This is a genomic window from Acidobacteriota bacterium (assembly GCA_039030395.1).
Taxonomy (GTDB): Bacteria; Acidobacteriota; Thermoanaerobaculia; order Multivoradales; family JBCCEF01; genus JBCCEF01.
On record JBCCEF010000002.1, the window covers coordinates 14566 to 28724 of the forward strand.

Genomic DNA, 14159 nt, shown 5'->3' on the forward strand with positions numbered 1-14159 from the left:
GTTTCACGGCCCGCTCCTACTCCTCCAGGTGCCACGACCCCCGTTGGCGAAGGCGGCGGGTTTGGGCATTGACGGCTCGGCGGCCCTTGGGGGGGGCCAGCCGGGTGTAGCTGCCGTCCGCTTCGAGGCGCCGAGCCTGGTGGGTGTCTTCCAGGTGGAGGAAGAGGATCTCGTCGCGCAGTGGGTCGCGCAGCGCCGGATCCTCCACCGGGAAGAGGGCCTCTACCCGGCCGTCGAGATTCCGCGGCATGAGGTCGGCGCTGCCGAGGTAGATTTCCTCGTTGCCGCCGTTCTTGAAGTAGTAGATCCGAGCGTGTTCCAGGAAACGCCCGACCAGCGATGTGACGGTAATGTTCTCGGACAGTCCCGGTACCGCCGGCCGCAGGCAGCAGATGCCGCGCACCTGGAGATCCACCTTCACCCCCGCCTGGGAGGCTTCGTAGAGGGCCTCGATGCAGGCTTTGTCCACCAGCGAATTCATCTTGAAGGCGAGGTGCCCGCCGCCCTTTTCGCGATGCAATTCCACTTCCCGTCGAATCCGCTCCAAGAGCTGGTCGCGCATGCGTTCCGGCGACACCAGCAGCTTGCGGTAGTCGACCTTCTTCGAGTAGCCGGTGAGGGCGTTGAACAGATCGGAAACGTCGGCGGCGATCTTCGGATCGGCGGTGAAGTAGCCCAAATCCGTGTAGATTCGCGCCGTCACCGGGTTGTAGTTGCCGGTGCCGAGGTGGACGTAGCGGTGGATGCCCTCGCGCTCGCGGCGCACCACCAAGCACATCTTGGCGTGGGTTTTCAGGCCCATCAGGCCGTAGACCACATGTACCCCGGCGCGCTCCAGGGCGCGCGCCCAGACGATGTTGTTGGCCTCGTCGAAGCGCGCCTTCAGTTCCACCAGCACGGAAACCTGCTTGCCGTTCTCCCGCGCCTCCATCAGCGCCTCGACGATGGGGGAGTTGGGGCCCACCCGATAGAGCGTCTGTTTGATGGCTAGGACGTCTGGATCCTCCGCCGCCTGGCGCACGAAGTCGACCACCGGCTGGAAACTGTCGTAGGGGTGATAGAGCAGCACATCGCGCCGGCGGATGGCGGTGAATAGGCTGTCCTCGGCCGCAATTTGGGGCGGCACCCGCGGCAGGAAGGGCGGATCCTTGAGATTGGGCCGCTCGACCTTGGTGAGTTCCATCAGGTCCGACAGTCCCATGGGCGATTCGACGTCGTACACCTGGTAAGGCGCCAGTTCGAGATTGCGCACCAGGATCCCCCGGATGCCTTCGGGCATGCGGTCGTCGACCTCCAGCCGGACCGCGGAGCCGAAGTGGCGCAGGCCAACGACTTCCTGCATCGCTGACAGGAGGTCTGACGCTTCGTCTTCCTCGATCCCCAGGTCGGCGTCGCGGGTCACCCGGAAGGGGTAGGCGGCGGCCACTTCCAGCCCCGGGAAGAGCAGGTCGAGATTGGCGGTGATCACCTCTTCGAGCCACACGAAGTGGGTGGCCTGCGGCAGATCCAGGCCCAAGCGCTCGTAGCTCTCGGCCTTGTCCTCGGTCGGAATGCGCAGCAGGCGATTCAACAGGTTGGGGACCTTGAGACGGGCGAAGCGTTGGCCGTGGCCCGGATCGTTGATCTCCACCGCCAGGTTGATGGAGAGGTTCGAAATGTGCGGGAACGGGTGCGAAGGGTCGAAGGCCAGCGGTGTGAGGGTGGGAAAGATCTCCCTGCGAAAGTGCCGCCGCAGCAGTTTGCGCTGCTTGCTCTTCAGTTCGTCGTAGCGCAGCACCCGGATACCGGTGCGCCGCAGCTTTGGCAACAGATCTTCTTTCCAGCAGCGGGTGCGCTCTTCGAGGATCGGCATGAGGCGCTCGCGAATGGCGGCGAGCTGCTGCGCCGGAGTCAGCCCATCCGGTGGCGGTTCGAGGGCACCCAGGGCGAGCTGCCGCCGTAGGCCGGAAACCCGGATCATGAAGAACTCGTCCAGGTTGCTCGAAAAGATGCTCAGGAACTTCACCCGCTCCAGCAGCGGGTGCCGGGTATCAAGGGCTTCTTCGAGCACTCTCTCGTTGAATCGCAGCCAGGAGAGTTCGCGATTGATGTAGGGTGAATCGGACTTCGGGCTCGACTCCGGCTCGGGTAGGTCCGGCACCTTCACCAGCGGAATCAGCGAGGACTTCGCCGCCGAAGTCGCGGCTTTCTTCTTGGAGTTTTTGGCGGCTTTGTTCATGATGGGCGCGAAAGGCTAGCAGATGACTGTGACGACGAGGGTTCAGCCGGCGCCGACGGGCGCGCCAGTGATCGCACAGCAGAGTACTCGCCGGATCGTCCTGTTATTCCGCCACGGCAAGTCCGACTGGAATGCCGCCTTCGATCACGACCGCGACCGCCCACTGGCGCCGCGCGGCGAGCGAGCCGCCCGCCGCATGGGGCGGTTCTTGGCGGCCGTTGGCCCGCAGCCCGAGATCGCCCTCGCCTCGCCGGCCCGGCGCGCCTTCGACACGCTGGAGATTGCCGCTGAGGCGGGCCGCTGGCATTCGGCGCTCCGCGCCGAGGAGCGCATCTACGCGGAGGGTCCGGATCCTCTCCTCGCCGCCCTGCGGGAGCAGCCGGACGCTGCCGCAGCGGTACTCCTCGCCGGTCATGAGCCCTCCATCAGCGAAGTCCTGACGGTCCTCACCGGCGGTATCGCGGTGCGCTTTCCCACTGCCGCCATGGCCCGCATCGACCTGCCGGCCGGTCTGTGGTCGGAACTCGCCGGAGGCACCGGCGAACTGCGCTGGCTGGTGACGCCGAAATTGCTCGAGCGGGCGGCTCGCGAGCCGCCCGCGGGTTGAGCCAGCGCCCGCCGCGATCGGACTGGAGTCGCCGGCCATTCCCGTTGACAAATAGGACCGGCATGGTACTCTTTTGGGCGACTAGATGAGATGAAATCTCAATAAGAGCAGGGTACATGGCGACTCGCCGAGGCCCCGGGCGCGGGCGGACTCTGAAGGACAATCCAATGGCAACAACCGAGAGCCGCCCGGACGCCGATGCCGGCGGCGCCGTGCGGTCCCTGGCGCGCTGGCACATCGTCGGGCGTATCCTGGCGGCGATTCCGGCGAACTACGTCTACACCGCTCTGGCGACCGCTTTCGCCGCACGCTTTTTGCCCCTGGATCCGGGTCCAGCCAGCGTCGCCGCCACTCTCGCTTCCTTCCTCCTCTTCGCGATTCTCGTGACGGTGGCTTTCTTTATTCGCAGGGTCGGCCGGTTGTGGCTCTTCCTGGTCGCCACCGGCGTGCCCATGGCGCTCCTGCTGTGGCGGTCTCTGGCGGCGGAAGGGCGCCTGTGACGAAAACCCCGGTGGGAAAGTCCCCGGTGGGTAAGACACTGCGCCGGTCGATGGCTGAACTCCACACCTGGACCGGGCTGCTGCTGGGATGGCTGATGTTCGCCATGTTCACCACCGGCACCGGGGCCTATTTCCAGCACGAGATCACCCGCTGGATGGAGCCGGAAATCGTCGCTCCGGGGGCCGCCCAGAGCACCGCGGCGGCCCATGCCGCCGACTACTTGAAGCGCGTCGCTTCGGACGCCGACTGGTGGTTCGTCGCCCTGCCGGACGAACGCCAGGTGCGTAGCGAGGTGCGCTGGCGCGGGGGCGAGGGAGATCCCTCTCCGCAGTCCCGGCTGCTCGACGGACGGGGCGAGGCGGTGGCTGTACGCGACACTCGGGGAGGCTACTTTCTCTACCGCTTCCACTTTGACCTCCACTACCTGCCGGCCCGCTGGGCGCGCTATTTGGTCGGAATCGCCGCGATGTCGATGCTGGTGGCGATCCTCTCCGGCGTCATCACCCACAAGAAGATCTTCACGCGTTTTTTCTCTTTGTCTCTTCGCAAGGGTCTGCTCTCCTGGTACGACGCGCACAACATGGCTTCGATCTTCGCCCTGCCCTTCGTGGTGATGATCACCTATACCGGTCTGGTGACCTTGGCTCATCAATACATGCCCTTTGGCGGCCTGGCCAACTTCTCGGATCGCAGCACGTACTTCGCGACCACCTTTCCCCGGCCGCAGGCGGCGGAACCTTCCGGCGAAGGGGCGGAGCTGGCCTCCCTGGCGGAAATCGTCGGGCGAGCTCGGGCCACCTGGGGCGGCGCGCCGGTGGCGACCCTGGAAGTGCAGCATCCGGGCGACGCCGAGGCCCTGGTCCATGTGCGCCGGGACAGCGCCGCCACGGTCGGTACCCGGGTGCCGGTGCTGAGCTACCGCGGAGCCACCGGTGAGCCCGTCGGCGAGACCCGCCGGTACGGCGGCGCCTACGCCACCGAAAGCGTGCTGGTGGGCGTGCACGCCGGCCGCTTCGCTCCGATCGCCCTGCGCTGGCTGTACTTCCTGTGCGGCGTGCTGGGCATCGTGATGATCGGTACCGGACTGGTGCAGTGGACCGCCCGTCGGCGCAAGCGCCTGCCGGACCCAGAGCGACCTCACTTTGGCTTTCGGCTGGTCGAGCGCTTGAATATCTCCGCCATCGCCGGCCTGGGGGCCGCCCTCGCCGGCTACTTCCTGGCCAACCGCTTGCTGCCCCTGGCGCTGCCGGCGCGCTCCGACTGGGAGGTCCACTCGTTCTTCCTAGCCTGGGGTGCGGTCACCCTGTGGGCGACGGTCCGGCCGGCCCGGCGGGCCTGGACCGAAACCCTCGCCGCCGCGGCGCTGCTCTTTGCCGCCATCCCGCTGGTCAACGGCCTGTCGACGGATCGCGGGTTGCTGACCAGTTTGCGGACCGGCGACTGGGTGTTCGCGGGCTTCGATCTGGTGATGCTGCTGCTGGCCGCCGCCTACGGCACCGCGGCGCGGATTTCCTCTCGGGGAACCGCCGCCGTCGCGGAGCGGCCGCGGGCACCCTCCGGCGGCGTCCCCTCGAAAGCCGGCTCGTGAGCGGTCTGCCGGCCTTGCTGCTGACCTTCTTCGGCGTCGCTTGCCTGTGCGGCTCCATGCCGCGACATCAGCGGGATCTGTTCCGCCGGCGGCTGTCCGACGGCGCTTCGGCGCGGCTGCGCGCCGCCGGCTTCAGCCTGCTCGCCGTCGCCTTGGCCCTCGACCTTTGGCTCCTCTCCCCGGCGCAGGGCGCCATCTACTGGTGTGGTCATCTGACCGTCGGCGCTGTGGCCACCGTCGCGCTGCTCAAGCTGCGTGAAGGCGCCTAGGCTACTGCGGAATCGGAAGCGCGCGATGTCGGCCTACGGCGACAATGCCGCCCAGATCCGCGAGTGGAGTGGGGAAAAAGGCAGGGCCTGGATCCAGTTCCAGGGTTCCCTCGACCAAATGATGGCGCCTTTCTTGCCGGTGCTCGGCTCCGCCATCGGGCCGCCCGGCGGCCGCCGCGTTCTCGATGTCGGCTGCGGCTGCGGGGCGCTGGGCCTCGATCTGGCGGCGCGCGGCGCCTCCGTCACCGGCCTCGACGTCTCCTTCCCGATGCTCGTGCAGGCGCGCCGTCGGGCCGCGGCGGCGGGTCTCGAGGCGCGCTGGGTGACGGCCGACGCGTCCCTTCTCGAACCGCGGCGGGGCCGCTTCGACAGGGTGGTTTCACGCTTTGGAGTGATGTTTTTCGCCCATCCGGTGGCCGCCTTCCGGCAGCTTCGGCGGATGCTCGCTGCCGGCGGGGAACTGGTCTTCGCCTGCTGGCGCGGGGCGCAAGAAAACTCCTGGGTCCAGGCGCCGACGGATATCGCCAGGGCGCTGATCGAGGTGCCACCGCCGCCCGAGGGCTATCAGCCGGGGCCTTTCAGCCTGGCGGATCGGCGCTTTCTGCGCCGGACCCTCGCCGCCGCCGGCTTTTCGCGCGTCGCCATCGCTCCGGCGGACGTCGCGTTGGGCGCGGTGGGGGAGACCGCCGAGGCGATCACCGACTTCTACGCCCACACCGGCCCGATGTCGAAGTTCCTGGAATCCGCCGACCGGGCGCAGCGCACGGCCCTCCACCGGACCCTCGCCGCATGGGTGCGCGACGAGGTGATCCCGGGACGCTTCCGAGCCCGCGGCGCCGCCTGGATCGTGTCCGCATCCTGAGCTGAAGGCTCAGTTTCTCCGGTCCCTTTCCGGCCCTGCCCCGGAGCCGCCGTAGGGAGCCCCGTGGGCTGCCCTACGAGCGTCCCGGCGGGGTCAGAAGTCGATGGAATAGGCCATGGAAACGGCCCGCCCCGGGGCTCCCGCCACGCGCGCCACGAAGAAGGGATTGCCGCGGTAGCTCTGGCTGCTCGGTGCCAGGTAGGCGCGGTCGAAGAGGTTGGTGATTTGGGTCATCAGGCGACCGCGCGGCAAGGTCCAGTCCACCCCGAGGTCGGCCACCACGTAGCCCTCGATCTCGAACAGGTCGATGCCTTCGTCGAAGGCGCGGTCGCGGTCGCCCACCGCCAGCACCAAGCCGGTCAAACGGAGCCGATCGCTGAGCGCGTAGGTTCCTTCGAGGGTGGCTTTCCACGGCTGGATGTCGAGACTGGTCTGGGGCACGAAGTCCTCGGGACCGTCTCCGTCCGGATCGAAGTCCCCCTCGTACCAGGCGGCGGTGCCGACGAAGGAGAGCTTCGGCGTCGCCTGGTAACCGAGCACCGTCTCGAAGCCGTAGGTTTCCTCCGGTGAGCGGTTGTACTGGCCTAAGTTGGTTTCCGGATCGTAGATGAAGTTCTCGCCGAACTCCGACTCGGTGAAGAAGCCGGCCAGGGAGTAGCTGAAGTTGCCGCGGTAGCCGCGGTAGCCGAGTTCGAAGTTGTCGACGATCTGCGGCTCGATCGCCGCTGCGCTCTCCAGCGGCTGGTTCGGCGGCACCAAATTCGAAACCTGGAACAGGCTCGGCAGTTCGAAACCCTGCGCGAAGTTGCCGTACACCACGTCAGAGGTATTGAGTTCGAAGGTGGCTCCGAAGTTGTAGGCGGTGCCGGAGTTGGCTCCGCTACCGCCGGGTCGGAAGGCCTGCAGGAAGTCGAAAACGCGTACCCCGCTGCCGATCTTGAACTCGACATCCTCGTAGCGCACGCCGCCGCTCAACAGCAGCCGGTCGCTGGCCTCGAAGTCGAACTGCGCGAAGTAGCCCTCGGTTTCGAGATCGAAGGGATAGAGGAAGAGGTCGTCGCGGATCGGCGTCGTCAGGTCGCGGTCCACATCGAAGTTCGGGCCCACGCCGAAAACCAGCGCCCGGCTGCCGCGGGTCTGATCCTCCCAGTCGATGCCGACCAGTAGGTTCAGCCGCTCGCCGAAGGCCCGCGAGTACTGCGAGCGGAAGCCCTCGCTGCTGTCGAGCTGGGTCTTCTGGTAGTTGTTCGGGAAGACCGCCGGCAGGGGAATGGCCCGCAGATCAACCCAGGCGCCGATGATCTCGTCTTCGCGCTCGTAGTACTGCAGGGCGAGTTGGCCGCCGCCGAGGTCGGCGTGGGAGTAGCGCGCGCTGAACAGCCCTTTCTCGTCGATCGGTTCGTTGGCGGAGCCGTAGTTGAAGGAGAGCTGGTTCGAACTCTCTCGGCCGGTGGCGAAGCCATCGTCGCGCAGCACCGTCTCGAACACCCGGCCGTCGAGGTCGCGCTCGACGAAGCTGTAGAAGCCCTCGACCCGCTGGCTGGGCGTCAGGTCGTAGCCGAGCTTGCCGAAGTAGCTCGTGTCGTCGGTGAAGCCGTAGTAGACCGGGTTGGCGATGTCTCCTTCGCCGTCGAAGACGCCGTTCTGCGAGTCATAGCTGCCGGAGACCAGATAGTCGAAGCTGCCGAGCCTGCCGGACACCAGAGCCGCCGTTTTGTAGCTCAGCGCGTCCTCGCCGAAGGGTGAACTGGCGCCGGTGTAGGAAGTCGCCTGCTGGCGAAGCTGGAGGCGGAACGCATCGTCCGCCGCGCCTCGGGTCAGCATCTGGATGACGCCACCGGTGGCGCCGGCGCCGTAATTGGAGGTAGGTCCGTAGAGCACTTCCACTCGATCGACCACGGCGGGCTCGAATTTCACCAGCGGGCTCTCGGAAAAGCCGGCGCCGCCGTTGTAGATCAGGGGCACCCCGTCGAACAGGTATTGCGGCTCTCGGCCGCGCAGGGTCTGATTGCGGATCAGGTCGATGAAGGTTGGCGCGCCGTAGCCCGGAATCTGGCGCCCGAGCACGTCGCCGACGTTCGAACTCTTGGCGAGGTCCTCGCGCAGGTCGAGAGAGTCGACCACCGTGGTGGTGCGCACCAGCTCGCTCTGCCGCTGCTCTCGCCGACCCGCCGTGACGACAATCTCGTCCTCGACGACGTCTTTCGACTCCGCTTCCCGCAGGGCCCGGTCCGAGATCTCGGCATCGGTCCGTTTGGCGGCGGCCGGGGTCTCGGGGGTGGTGGGCGATTCGGAAGTGGCCAGCGGATTCGCCGCGGCCGTCGCCTCGGGCAGTTGCGCAAGAACATGCGGGGCGCAAGGCAGTCCGAGGCAGAAGCAGGTGGCGATGGCGAAATTCGTCGCGCGGAAAATCTTCACTTTCGGCTCCTTTGTGATGGAAATGGCGGTCTTTTGGGTGGGTCCGAAGCGACCGCGTTGACAAAGAGTACCAAAATGGTACAGATTACGCTAGGCGATTCGTTTTCGAAGCGTCATGCACGATCGCTTCGCCCTACCTGAAGGTGAAATTGGTTTCCCTATTTGAGGCTTGCCGCCCGGAGAATGAATGATGAGGATGCGACCTACCCCGTCCGTTGGAAGTGAACAATCCCTCGGTAGCCTGCTGTCAGCGCGCTGTCTTCGGCCCTTCGGCCGGGCGACCTTGCTGACCGCCGGCTGCCTATGCCTGCTGCCGGCAGGCCTGTCGGCGCAGGTTGAGGAATCTACCGCCGGCGAGGAGCCGCCGGCCGCAGCGAAAGAGCAGCCCGCGGTGGAGACGGTGAGGGAGGAGATCATCGTCAAGGCGTCTCGCACCGAGTCGCCGGCCAGCGCCACTCCGGCCTCCGTGGTCTTGATCGATGCCGAGGCGGTGGAGTCGAACGCGGTGATCGCCGACGAACTCGCCAGCGTGCTGTCGCGCGAGGTGCCAGGATTTGCCCCGAGCATTCAGAAGCTCACCGGTCGCGGCGAGACGCAGCGCGGGCGCAATCCCCTGTACCTGATCGACGGAGTCAATCAACACAACGCCCTGCGCGACGGCAGCCGCGACGGCCACACCATCGACCTGGCCTTCGTCGAACGCATCGAGGTGATCAACGGCTCGAACGCCATCCAGGGCGTCGGCGCCACCGGTGGAGTGGTCAACATCCTCACCCGCGAGCCGGCCCTCGGGGCCGAGTGGAATTCCTCCATCGATCTGCGGCTGACGGGTTCGGCCAGCGAGTTCGATTCGGACTCCCTGGGCTACAAGGTTTCGGGACTGACCGGCGGTGGCGGCGATCGGTTTGGCCTGTTGGTCGGCGCCTCGCTGCACGAGCGCGGTCTGTTTTTCGACGCCGACGGCGAGGCGGTGGGCCTTTATCCGACCCAGGGAGACATCATGGACTCCCGAACGGTGGGCCTCTTCGGCAAGGCTCAGTGGGTGATCAGCGAGAATTCGGTAGTCAGCTTCCTGGCCAACGATTTCGATCTCGAGCGCAACGGCGACTTCTTTGCCGTGGCCGGCGACCGGTCGCGGGGCGTTCCCACGGGTACCGCCGAGGGCGACCCGTCGGCTCTGGTGGGCAATCCGGCGCGCAACGAGAACACCACCTTCTCGCTGACCCTCAACCAGAGCGACCTGGCCGGCGGCAGCCTGACGGCTCAGGTTTTCGACCAAGAATTCAAGGGGTTGTTCGAGGGCGGCACCTTCGGCGGCTTCTTCCGGTTGACGCCAAACGGACCGCCGTTTCTCGACCAATCGGCGGTGGTTTCGGAAAAGACCGGCCTCAAGCTGGCCTACAACCGGCCGTTCTCGAACGACCGCGTTCTGCTCACCGCCGGCTTCGATGTTTTTCGCGACGAGTCTGCCCAGGTGCTCGACCGTAGCGGTCGCGAATGGGTTCCGGAGACCCTCTTCGAGACCCTTTCGCCCTTCGCTCAGGTGAGCGTCGATCTGGGTGATCGGGTGACCCTCTCCGGTGGCGCCCGCTACGAGGACGCACGCCTCGAGGTGGACGACTACACCACCATCGCCGCCGCCAACTCGACCTTCGTCAGCGGCGGCGAGCCGGCCTTCGACGAAACCCTCGTGAACGCCGGCCTGATCGTGCGGCCGACCCAGGAGTGGGGCTTCTACGGCGCCTACAACGAGAGCTTCACGATGCCCGATGTCGGCCGGGTGCTGCGCTCCGTCAACGTGCCGGGCCTCGATGTCGACAACCTGTTCGATCTCGAACCGGTGATCGCCGACAATATCGAGCTGGGCGTCGAGTACACCCACCGACGGGGGTCGGCGCGCGCCTCGCTGTTCGAGTCCGTGGCGGAGAACGGTTCGCGCCTGTCGCTCAATGCGGCCGGCATCTTCGAGGTCGTGCGGCAGCGCACGGAGATCGAGGGCCTGGAGCTATTCTTCGAATTCCTGATCGACGAGGATTTCTCGCTCGCCGCCAACTACGCGCTCACCCAGGGCGAGTTCGATTCCGACGGCGACGACAGCGTCGATTCTGACCTCGACGGCCTCAACATCGGCCCGGATCGCCTGAATGTCTTCTTCAACGGCCGCTTCGGCGATCGCTTCGGCGGCTATGTCCAGGTGTCCTATTTCTTCGATCGCGACTTCGACGGCCCGGCGGCGCCGACCGGGCGTGACTTCGACGGTCATGCGCTGGTGGACCTGAGCGTGTCCTACGAGCTGCCCGTCGGCCAGCTGCGGCTGGGGCTGGAGAACCTGCTGAACGAGGACTACTTCACCTATTTCGCCCAGACCGAGCCGAACGCCCGCGCCGACACCTTCTTCAAGGGCAACGGCCGAACCGTCGGGCTGTCCTGGCGGGTCGACCTCTGATCGCGGAATACGGTCCCGTCGGCTAGGGCGGCGGAGGATCTTCGGCGAGCGCCCCGGCCGGTAGCTCGGCGCCGCCGCTCGCCTCGGCCTGCAGCAGGTAGCGCAGGTCTTCGGCGAAGGTCGCCTCCTCTTGGGCGCCGAGGTAGGAGGAGTAGATCAGGCCGTCGGCATCGAGAACGAAGGTGCTCGGGTATCCCGTCAGGCCACCGAACAGGGAGGCGCTGACCGCCTCGGGATCGAGCAGGATCGGATAGCTCACCGCCATCTCCTGAAGGTAGGGTTCGACCACCGATCGCCCTTCGCGATCGGTGGCGATCCCGACGACGGCGACGCCGCGCTCGGCATACGCGCGGTGCAGGCGCTCCAGCGCCGGCATTTCCTCGCGGCACGCCAGGCACCAGGTAGCCCAGAAGTTGATCAGCAGAATCCGGCCGCGGAAGGCGCTCAGCCGGTGCAGTTCACCATCGAGACCGAGAAGCTCGAAGTCCGGCCCGGGAAGGGTGCGGGCCACCTCGATCGCCGGCCGCGGCGTCGGTGCTGCGGGCGCCGGCGGTCCGCAGGCGACGAGCGCCCAGGCGGCCGAGGCGCCGGCGGCGATGCCGGCCAGGGAGCGGCCGAGGCGCCGCCGCCGGCCGGCGCGACGCGGTTCAGTCGCCGCCACCGGCCGCTTCCTCCTCGTTCTCGCCGTCCTCCCCTGTGCGCAGCTCGTCGATGGTGCCGGTGGCTTCGCCGCGGCCTTCGCAGTGGGCACAGGTCAAGACCAGCGTTTCCGGATGATCCCGGCGCCACTCCGACCAGCGGTGTATGGCCCAGGCATCGTCGGGCAGCTCGGCGAGCTGCTCGCCGGTGAAGGCCCCCTCGCGGGACTCGCCCGACGCCTGGTGCCAGAGGGAGTCGGTCTTGGTGTCGTACATCATGAGGTTCCCATCGATCAATTTGCCGGAAACTCCCAGGGTTAACTCTTCATCTCCAACACGGCGGTCGTGGACCACGACCGATTGTTCGGACGGTCACCAGGATGCCGCGATCGGCTGTCCTCCTACCCGGTCGTTGACGATCTGGTGGTTCTTGAGGACGTAGAGCGGGTAGGCCCGCGACTCGCCCCCGGCGCTCACCCCGACGACGCTGACGCCGCCGGCCAGCGTCGCGTCTTCGGCGGCCAGCAGGGTCGGGCGGACGAGGGCCAGTTTGGCGTCCTTGGCGCGGTATTCCAGCAGGCCGTGGAACGGCTTGCCGCCGGTGACCGTCTCGGCTTGGCTGCCGTGGGCATCTGGCGTTTCGGCGCCCGGGGTGGGCTCGCTCGACGAGCACCCCAGCAGGGAAAAGGTGGTCAATATCGCGCTCAGGGTGGTCCAGGGGAGGGATCGTTTGCTCAAGGCTCGGTCTCCGGAGTGGATGAAAAGAGATCGCCCCAGGGTCGTGGGGCGACGGGTTCGTCGGGTACGGCTCGCCAGCGCTGCGAGGCCTGATCGAAGGCCAGCACGCGGTCGAGGGGTAGTGATTCGAATCGGCTGACGCTGTGGTCCGGCCAGGTGATTTCGACGTCCGCTTCGGCGGCGGCGCCGAGGCCGAAGTGGAGCGTTGCCGAATGGCTGCCGAGGTAGCTCTCGCCGATCGTCCGCCAGGCCGTATGGTGCCGCTCGCCGCCGTCCTCGCCGATCGTCCGCACCACCACCTTGGCGCCGGCCGCCCAGCGGTTCTTGGCGCTTCCCACGAGCTGCACGCCAAGCCAGCGACCGAGGCGCTCGGAGCGGTTGTACAGCAGCAAAGGCGAGGCGCCGTGGACCAGAACGCCGACGTCGACCCGCCCGTCGCGATCGACATCGGCGAAGGACATGCCGCGGCCGACGAACAGCTTGCCGAAAACCTCACCCGCCATTTCCGATACTTCGCGATAGGTGCCGTCGTCCCGGGCATAGAGCATCAGCTTCTGGGGGATCATCTTCGGATCGCTCAGCACTTCGAGGGTCCATTCGTCTTCCACCGTGGAGCCGTTGACCAGGAACAGGTCCGCCCGGCCGTCGAGGTCGAAGTCTCGGAATCCGGTCCCCCAGCCGACGAGATCGCGGCCGATCGGGCCGAGTCCGTGTTCGAAGGTCCAGTCCTCGAAAAACACCTCGCCGGCGTCCGAGCGGTTGAGGTAGAGGGCGTTTTCTTCGCCCACCCAGTGGGTGAGGAAGAGATCCACCCGCCGGTTGCCGTCGACGTCGTGGACGCCGATGCCCATGCCGGCGCGGGGATCGCTGGTGCCCGCCGAGACGGTGATGTCTTCAAAGCCATCGCCCCGGTTGCGGAACAAGCGGTCAAAACTCTGGTCGTTCGCCACGTAGAGATCCTGCCGGCCGTCGTCGTCGACGTCGACGAACACCGCCTGCAGGCCGCGCCCTCGGGGGTCGTCGACGCCGGCTTCGGCGGCGATGTCCACAAAGCGGCCCGAGCCGTCGTTTTGCAGCAGCAAGTTGGGCTGGGGAGGGTAGTTGGCGGGGGTCGTCATGGTGCCCGGGCGACCGCCCACTAGCGGGCGGTTGCGGGCGCGATCCCAGGGAAAATCGACGTAGCACGGCACGTAGATGTCGAGATCACCGTCGCCGTCGTAGTCCGCGGCGGCGGCTCCCGTCGCCTGGCAGGGGACGGCGCCCAGGCCGGCGGCAATGCTGCGATCTTCGAAGGTGCCGTCGCCGCGATTGCGATAGAGCACGATCTTGTCGATGCCGGTGATCAGCAGGTCGAGCCAGCCGTCGCCGTCGAGGTCGGCCCACAGCACGCCGTTGTCCCAACCGACGTGGCCAACGCCGGCCGCCTCGGTCACGTCGCGGAAGGTTCCGTCGCCCTGGTTGCGAAACAGCCGGCCGCCCTGGCGCTGCGCTTCGAGGGCCGCGCGCTCCATCAGCGCGGGTCCCGCGAAGTTGGCCAAGTACAGATCATCGAAGCCGTCGTTGTCGTAATCGCCGAAGGCCAGGCCGGAACCGTTGTCCTCCGGCAACAGCGCCGCGCGCACGGCGTTGAAGTGCTGAAAGTCGATGCCCGCAGCGGCGGCGCCCTCGACGAATCGCAGGCTTGTGCCGGGGGTCTCCGCGGTCGCCGCCGGGTCGCCCGGCGCGGGGGCGCAGCCGGCCAGTGGCAAGAGCGCCAGAGCGGACGCGATGATCGGCGGCCGGGCGATGCGGGCGAGTCGGCAGAAAGCGGCGCTCCGCCGGCCCCCGGCCGCCGCTGCGGTGACGGGGTGTGAGTGGAGTGGGTTCATGGTCGG

General features: G+C 67.2%; 11 protein-coding genes. 6 read left to right on the top strand and 5 right to left on the bottom strand.

Annotated features, from left to right (window positions below; genetic code table 11):
- Positions 1-16 precede the first annotated feature (16 nt).
- Entirely contained in the window at positions 17-2218 is a 2202-nt protein-coding gene (gene ppk1 / locus AAF481_02480; protein ID MEM7480015.1) for a polyphosphate kinase 1, read from the bottom strand.
- Positions 2219-2240: 22 nt separating this feature from the next.
- Here ppk1 and AAF481_02485 point away from each other — a divergent pair, with 22 nt between their 5' ends.
- The 5 genes from AAF481_02485 (at position 2241) to AAF481_02505 (ending at position 6045) form a co-directional block, all read left to right on the top strand.
- Positions 2241-2825, top strand: a complete 585-nt coding sequence (locus AAF481_02485; GenBank protein ID MEM7480016.1) for a histidine phosphatase family protein — start codon at positions 2241-2243, stop codon at positions 2823-2825.
- Between the two features lie 167 nt (positions 2826-2992).
- Positions 2993-3325 carry a hypothetical protein gene (locus AAF481_02490; GenBank protein MEM7480017.1) on the top strand — a complete coding sequence of 111 codons (333 nt, stop codon included), beginning with the start codon at positions 2993-2995 and terminating at the stop codon, positions 3323-3325.
- 26 nt (positions 3326-3351) lie between these two features.
- A complete protein-coding gene (locus AAF481_02495; GenBank protein ID MEM7480018.1) occupies positions 3352-4914 on the top strand; it encodes a PepSY-associated TM helix domain-containing protein in 1563 nt (520 codons plus the stop codon).
- Positions 4911-5183 (top strand): DUF3325 domain-containing protein, encoded by a 273-nt coding sequence (locus AAF481_02500; GenBank protein ID MEM7480019.1) that lies wholly within the window; start codon positions 4911-4913, stop codon positions 5181-5183. The genes AAF481_02495 and AAF481_02500 overlap by 4 nt, the downstream gene beginning before the upstream one ends.
- 25 nt (positions 5184-5208) lie before the next feature.
- A complete protein-coding gene (locus AAF481_02505) occupies positions 5209-6045 on the top strand; it encodes a methyltransferase domain-containing protein (protein MEM7480020.1) in 837 nt (278 codons plus the stop codon).
- A 93-nt stretch (positions 6046-6138) separates the two neighbouring features.
- On the opposite strand, the gene AAF481_02510 is transcribed toward AAF481_02505, so the two are convergent.
- Complete coding sequence (locus tag AAF481_02510; GenBank protein MEM7480021.1) at positions 6139-8463, bottom strand: TonB-dependent receptor; 2325 nt, start codon at positions 8461-8463, stop codon at positions 6139-6141.
- A 196-nt stretch (positions 8464-8659) separates the two neighbouring features.
- On the opposite strand from AAF481_02510, the gene AAF481_02515 reads away from it, so the two are divergent.
- Positions 8660-10909 carry a TonB-dependent receptor gene (locus AAF481_02515; GenBank protein ID MEM7480022.1) on the top strand — a complete coding sequence of 750 codons (2250 nt, stop codon included), beginning with the start codon at positions 8660-8662 and terminating at the stop codon, positions 10907-10909.
- A gap of 22 nt (positions 10910-10931) precedes the next feature.
- Here AAF481_02515 and AAF481_02520 read toward each other — a convergent pair whose 3' ends face one another.
- The 3 genes from AAF481_02520 to AAF481_02530 are packed head-to-tail and all read right to left on the bottom strand — an operon-like array spanning position 10932 to position 14153.
- Complete coding sequence (locus AAF481_02520; protein MEM7480023.1) at positions 10932-11570, bottom strand: TlpA disulfide reductase family protein; 639 nt, start codon at positions 11568-11570, stop codon at positions 10932-10934.
- Complete coding sequence (locus AAF481_02525) at positions 11557-12285, bottom strand: DUF3179 domain-containing (seleno)protein (protein ID MEM7480024.1); 729 nt, start codon at positions 12283-12285, stop codon at positions 11557-11559. Before AAF481_02525 ends, AAF481_02520 begins: the two co-directional genes overlap by 14 nt.
- The gene (locus AAF481_02530) at positions 12282-14153 is read right to left on the bottom strand and encodes a CRTAC1 family protein (protein MEM7480025.1); all 1872 of its coding nucleotides are present in this window, start codon (positions 14151-14153) and stop codon (positions 12282-12284) included. The genes AAF481_02525 and AAF481_02530 overlap by 4 nt, the downstream gene beginning before the upstream one ends.
- Positions 14154-14159: the final 6 nt, after the last annotated feature.